The 5,478-nt window shown below is 69.2% G+C and carries 5 protein-coding genes; 3 read left to right on the top strand and 2 right to left on the bottom strand.

The window, feature by feature from the left end:
* Positions 1-1,013, bottom strand: a 1,013-nt coding sequence (locus KBZ04_RS13890) for a UPF0182 family protein (RefSeq protein WP_254992495.1), incomplete at its 3' end; no start/stop codon positions are given.
* Positions 1,014-1,196: 183 nt separating this feature from the next.
* Here KBZ04_RS13890 and thrC point away from each other — a divergent pair.
* The 3 genes from thrC to KBZ04_RS13905 all read left to right on the top strand — a co-directional run bounded on the left by thrC (position 1,197) and on the right by KBZ04_RS13905 (position 3,892).
* Positions 1,197-2,477, top strand: a complete 1,281-nt coding sequence (gene thrC / locus KBZ04_RS13895; RefSeq protein WP_254992496.1) for a threonine synthase — start codon at positions 1,197-1,199, stop codon at positions 2,475-2,477.
* Between the two features lie 43 nt (positions 2,478-2,520).
* Positions 2,521-2,796, top strand: coding sequence for a MoaD/ThiS family protein (locus KBZ04_RS13900; RefSeq protein ID WP_254992497.1), 276 nt, complete (start codon positions 2,521-2,523; stop codon positions 2,794-2,796).
* A 97-nt stretch (positions 2,797-2,893) separates the two neighbouring features.
* Positions 2,894-3,892: a cupin gene (locus KBZ04_RS13905; RefSeq protein ID WP_254992498.1), complete on the top strand. Its 999-nt coding sequence runs from the start codon at positions 2,894-2,896 to the stop codon at positions 3,890-3,892.
* Here the strand turns inward: KBZ04_RS13905 and ftsH are convergent.
* Positions 3,830-5,478: ATP-dependent zinc metalloprotease FtsH (gene ftsH, locus KBZ04_RS13910; RefSeq protein ID WP_254992499.1), on the bottom strand; the 1,649-nt coding region annotated here is incomplete at its 5' end. The genes KBZ04_RS13905 and ftsH overlap by 63 nt on opposite strands.

Below are 5,478 nucleotides of genomic sequence, written 5' to 3' on the forward strand. Positions count from 1 at the left end.
AGCCAGCCCCGCGGCAGGGGCACCAGCAGGGCAAACGCCGTCAGCAGCAGCAGCACCGCGAACAGCAGCCGCAGCGGCAGGCGCACGTGCAGATCCACGTAGCCCGCCCCCGAGGCCACGCCGCTGCCCTGCACCATCAGATCGAAGGGCGCCAGGGCGTTGCTGAGGGCCATCACGACGGCAAGGGCTGCCACCTGGGGCTGCAGCACCCGCTGCTGCGCCTTGCTGAGGCCGTCGAAACGCAGATCACTCAGGCTGCGGCCCTTGCCGATGGTGAGCAACAGGCAGGCCGCCAGTCCCACCAGACCCTGGGCGAGGATCACGCTCAGGACCAGCCGTAGAGCCGGCAGGCGCAGCACGGTGAAGGACAGATCGAAACCGGTCAACGGATCCCCCTCGCCGAAGGGCGTGGCCAGCAGGGCCGGCAGCCACAGGCTCCAGCCCCGCGCCACCGCCGTGGCCGAGCCCGCCAGGGCGGCCGCCAGGGTGATGCGCAGGGTGGTGAGGGGCCAGAGGAGGAGCGGCAGCAGCAGGCCCCCCGCCAGACCTGCCACCAGCAGGGGCGGCAGATCCCGGAGCACCGAGAAGCCGGTGATCACATCGCCGTTGAAGGGGTTGGCGATCAGTCCCCTGGCCTGCACCATCAGGTAGGTCAGGCCACCGGCCAGCAGCAGCACCAGAGCGATCAGCACCACCACCAGGGCGCCGTTCCCCAGCCGCAGCAGCGGCTCGCTGGGCCTGGGAGCCTCGGGGCCCTGCTCCCGCAGGCGCCAGCAGCGCTCCAGCTGGGCCAGCTGCAGCACTGAGCCGAGGCCGAAGACCAACGCGAAGGCTGAGATCTGCAGCATCCAGCGCCGCACGAGGATGCCCTGGAAGTCGAACTGGGCGAACCAGAGCCATTCGATGCCCAGGCGGGCCGCGGCCCACAGGGCCAGCAGCAGCCCGAAGGCGATGGCGAGGCCGGCGGCAAGGCGTGGCCCCACGCGGGCCGGCTGGTGGGAAGGATCGGGCACAAGCGGAGCGTAGGCAGAACCCCGCGGGCGACAAGGTGCCGGCCCCAGCCAGCGGGAGCCAGCGAGAGGCGGTGCTGCGACGGCCGGATCCGGGCGGCGACTTCATACCCGAATCCGGAGGTCGGCTTTAGGGACAGGCACTGGCCGCCACTGTTAGCGTTGCCTCCAGTGACCGGGACCGACTTGACCGCCACCCTTTCCCGCTCCACCTTCACGGGCCTGCGCTGCAAGGAATGCGGTCATCCCTACGAGGCTGGAGCGCGTCACGTCTGCGAAGACGTCTGCTTCGGCCCGCTCGAGGTGGTCTACGACTACGACGCCATCCGCAGCCGGGTCAGTCGCGCCACCATCGAGGCCGGCCCCACCTCCATCTGGCGCTACCGCGAATTCCTGCCCGTCGAAGGCGATCCCATCGACGTGGGCACCGGCTTCACCCCCCTGCTCAAGGCCGACCGTCTGGCCCGGCGTCTCGGCCTGTCCTCGCTCTACATCAAGAACGATGGCGTCAACATGCCGACGCTGTCCTTCAAGGACCGTGTCGTCTCGGTGGCCCTCACCCGCGCCCGTGAACTGGGCTTCACCACCGTCAGCTGCGCCTCCACCGGCAACCTGGCCAACTCCACCGCCGCCATCGCCGCCCACGCCGGCTTGGAGTGCTGCGTCTTCATCCCCAGTGATCTCGAGCTGGGCAAGGTGCTGGGCACCCTCGTTTACAACCCCACCCTGATGGCGGTGAAGGGCAACTACGACCAGGTCAACCGACTCTGCTCCGAGGTGGCCAACACCTACGGCTGGGGCTTCGTCAACATCAACCTGCGCCCTTATTACTCCGAGGGCTCCAAGACCCTCGGCTACGAGGTGATCGAGCAACTCGGCTGGAAGCTTCCCGACCACATCGTCGCCCCCCTGGCCTCCGGCTCCCTGTTCACCAAGATCCGCAAGGGCTTCGACGAATTCATCAAGGTGGGTCTGGTCGAGGAGAAGCCCGTGCGCTTCAGCGGTGCCCAGGCCGAAGGCTGCTCGCCCATCGCCCAGGCGTTCGCCGCCGGGCGCGATTTCATCACCCCGGTGAAGCCCAACACCATCGCCAAGTCGATCGCCATCGGCAATCCCGCCGACGGCCCCTACGCCATCGACATCGCCAACCGCACCGGCGGCACCATCGCGGCGGTCACCGATGCGGAGATCATCGACGGCATCAAGCTGCTGGCGGAGATGGAGGGGGTGTTCACAGAAACCGCCGGGGGCACCACCATCGCCGTGCTCAAGAAGCTGGTGGAACAGGGCAAGATCGACCCCTCGGAAACCACCGTCGCCTACATCACCGGCAACGGCCTCAAGACCACCGAAGCGATCGCCTCCTCCATCGGCGCCCCGTACACCATCGAGCCCCAGCTCGCCAGCTTCCACGAAGCCTGGGAGCGCTCCCAGGCCTCCCATGGGAGCTCGGCCGCGCCGGCCTGAAGTCGCCCGATCCCTTTCCTTCGCTGCCCCACAGACGCATTCCATGGCCATCCAGGTTCTGATCCCCACCCCCCTGCAGAAATTCACCAACGACGAGGCCAGCGTCAGCCTCGACGCCGCCAGCATTGATGGCCTGCTCCAGGCCCTCGAAGCCCGCTACCCCGGCATCCAGGCCCGGCTGTGTGACGAAAACGGCAAGCTGCGCCGCTTCCTCAACCTCTACGTGAACAGTGAGGACATCCGCTTCCTGGACAACCAGGCCACGCTGCTCAGCGATGGCGACGAAGTGAGCATCGTGCCGGCCGTCGCCGGCGGCTGAGGTCGCCGGCGGGCACGCAAGGAAAGACATGGCTCCGATGAGCCAGTCAGCAGCGTTCAGGATTCCATAAACTTTTGTACCTTTACGCCCCATTCCCATGGAACCGATCCAGGCCGCCAGCCCCACGGTTCCGGTTGGAAGCGGCAGCGCCCCCCACGATTGGCAGTCGGCCGGGCTCTATTACGACTACCGCCAGGCCGCCAACCCGGTGCGGCCAGGCCTCACAGAGCCGATCCGCTACCACCAGTGGGGCGCCGAGCTCCATGGCCACGGACCGACCGCAGTGCTGCCCCTTGATCTGAGCACCGCCCTCGGTTGTGAGGGGCCCGCCACCAGCCCTGGCCTGGCGGCCCATTTCCTGCGCCTGCTGCCCGGTGAGGGTCTCAAGGCGGCGGCCGCCGCCACCAGCTCCCTGTTTTATGTGCTGCGCGGCGCCGGCACCCTGGAGCGTCCGGCGGACGCCCTCGGCGCCCCGCTGAGCCTGAGCTGGTCCCGGGGCGATCTGTTCGTGCTGCCCGCAGGCGCCGATCCCCTGCTGCATGCCACCGAGGAGAGCGTTCTGTACTGGGTGCATGATGCCCCCCTGCTGCGCTACCTGGGGGTGCTGCCCGCCGGCCCCCGCTTCTCGGCCGTCCACTTCCCGGCCGCCCGCCAGGAGCAGGCCCTGCAGCAGCTGCTGGCCGACCCCAGTGCCGCCCGTTCCAACCGGCTGAGCATCCTGCTGGCCCACGCCGCTCTGCCCGCCTCCCGCACCGTGAGCCACACCCTCTGGGCCATGCTCGGGGTGGTGCCCGATGGTGCCGTCCAGCCGCCCCACCGGCACCAGTCGGTGGCCCTCGACCTGATCATCGACTGCGACCCCGGCTGCTACAGCCTGGTGGGCACCGAGCTCCGCGCCGACGGCACCATCCTCAATCCCACCCGCATCGAGTGGGAGCCGGGGGGCGCCTTCATCACGCCGCCCGGCCACTGGCATTCCCATGGCAACGAAAGCGGCCGGATGGCCCGGCTGCTGCCGAGTCAGGACGCCGGCCTACACACCCACCTGCGCAGCCTCGACATCCGCTTTGCCTCCGGGCTGGGCGGCGAGGGCTGATCCGCCAGACGTTTCATAAGCCTCCACCAGGGCGCGGAAGCTGTCGCCGTCGATGGTTTCCAGCTCGATCAGCCGATTGACCAGCTCATCGATCAGCTCGCGGCGGGGGGCCAGCACCGCCACGGCGCGCTCCAGCGCCTCGCAGGCGAGCTGGCGCACCTGCGCGTCGATGCGGTTGCCGGTGCGCACGGAGGTGTGGGGGCTGGAGCGGATCCAGTCGCGGCCAAGGAACACCTCCTCCCCCTCCTCCTCAAGGGCGAAGCTGCCGAGGCTGGAGAAGCCGTAGCGCATCACCATGTCGCGGCAGATGCGCCGCACCAGCTGCAGATCGCTGCTGGCCCCCTGGGTCACCTCGCTGGGCCCGAACACCACCAGTTCGGCGGCCCGGCCGCCGAGGGCCACAACGAGACGGGCCCGCAGGTAGGCCTTGCTGATCAGCCCGGAATCGAGGATGTCCTCATCGGGCATGGTGCGGGCGAATCCGCCGACGCCGCCGGCCCTGGGCAGCAGGGTCACCTTGTCGAGCTTGTCGGCATGGGGCACCAGGGTGGTCAGCAGGGCGTGGCCGATCTCGTGGTACGCGATCAACCGCTTCTTGGCGCTGTCCTGCAGCGGGGCGGCGGCCAGCCCCATGGTGATGCGTTCGAGCGCGTCACCGATGGCCTGGTCATCCACCTGGCTTTCCTGGCGCCGGGCGGTGAGGATGGCCGCCTCGTTGAGCAGGTTGGCCAGGTCGGCACCGGAAAAACCTGGGGTGCGGCGCGCCCAGTCGGCCATCGACACCTGCTCGGCCAGGGGCCTGGTGCGGGCATGGACCGAGAGGATCTCCTCGCGCCCGGCGCGGTCCGGCAGATCGACGCTGATGCGGCGATCGAAGCGGCCCGGCCGCAGCAGGGCCGTGTCCAGCACATCCAGACGGTTGGTGGCGGCCAGCAGGATCACGCCCGAGTTGTCCTCGAAGCCGTCCATTTCGGTCAGCAGCTGGTTGAGGGTCTGCTCCCGTTCGTCGTTGCCGCCGCCGATCCCGGCACCCCGCTGGCGTCCCACGGCATCGATCTCGTCAATGAAAATGATGCACGGCGCCTTGGCCTTCGCCTGCCGGAACAGATCCCGCACCCGGCTGGCCCCCACGCCCACGAACATCTCCACGAACTCGGTGGCGGCCATGGAGAAGAAGGGCACACCGGCTTCACCGGCGATGGCCCGGGCCAACAGGGTCTTGCCGGTGCCGGGGGGGCCGACCAGCAGCACGCCCTTGGGGATGCGGGCGCCGATGGAGGTGAACCGTTCCGGGGTCTTCAGGAAGGTCACCACCTCCTGCAGCTCCTCCTTGGCCTCGGCGATGCCGGCCACGTCCTCGAAGCGCGTCGTGATCGCCCCTTCCTCCTGGAGCCGGGGCTGGCTGCGGCCGAAACCCATCGCCTTGTTGGCCACCTGGGCGGAGCGCCGCACCAGCAGCACCAGGCCAGCGATCAGCAGCACCACCAGCAGGCCATTGGTGACCAACCCGGCCATGGCGTCGTCGCGCCGCTCATCCCGCACCGCCAGGGGCACCCTGGCCTGTTCGGCGGTGCGCAGCAGCTGCT

Source organism: Cyanobium sp. N5-Cardenillas, from assembly GCF_024345515.1.
In the GTDB taxonomy this organism is placed as follows: Bacteria; Cyanobacteriota; Cyanobacteriia; order PCC-6307; family Cyanobiaceae; genus Cyanobium.

What these genes read in the sequence shown, in the direction of transcription:
- KBZ04_RS13905 (WP_254992498.1), top strand. Translation starts at nt 2,894, where the DNA reads ATGGAACCGATCCAGGCCGCCAGCCCCACGGTTCCGGTTGGAAGCGGC.
- KBZ04_RS13900 (WP_254992497.1), top strand. Translation starts at nt 2,521, where the DNA reads ATGGCCATCCAGGTTCTGATCCCCACCCCCCTGCAGAAATTCACCAAC.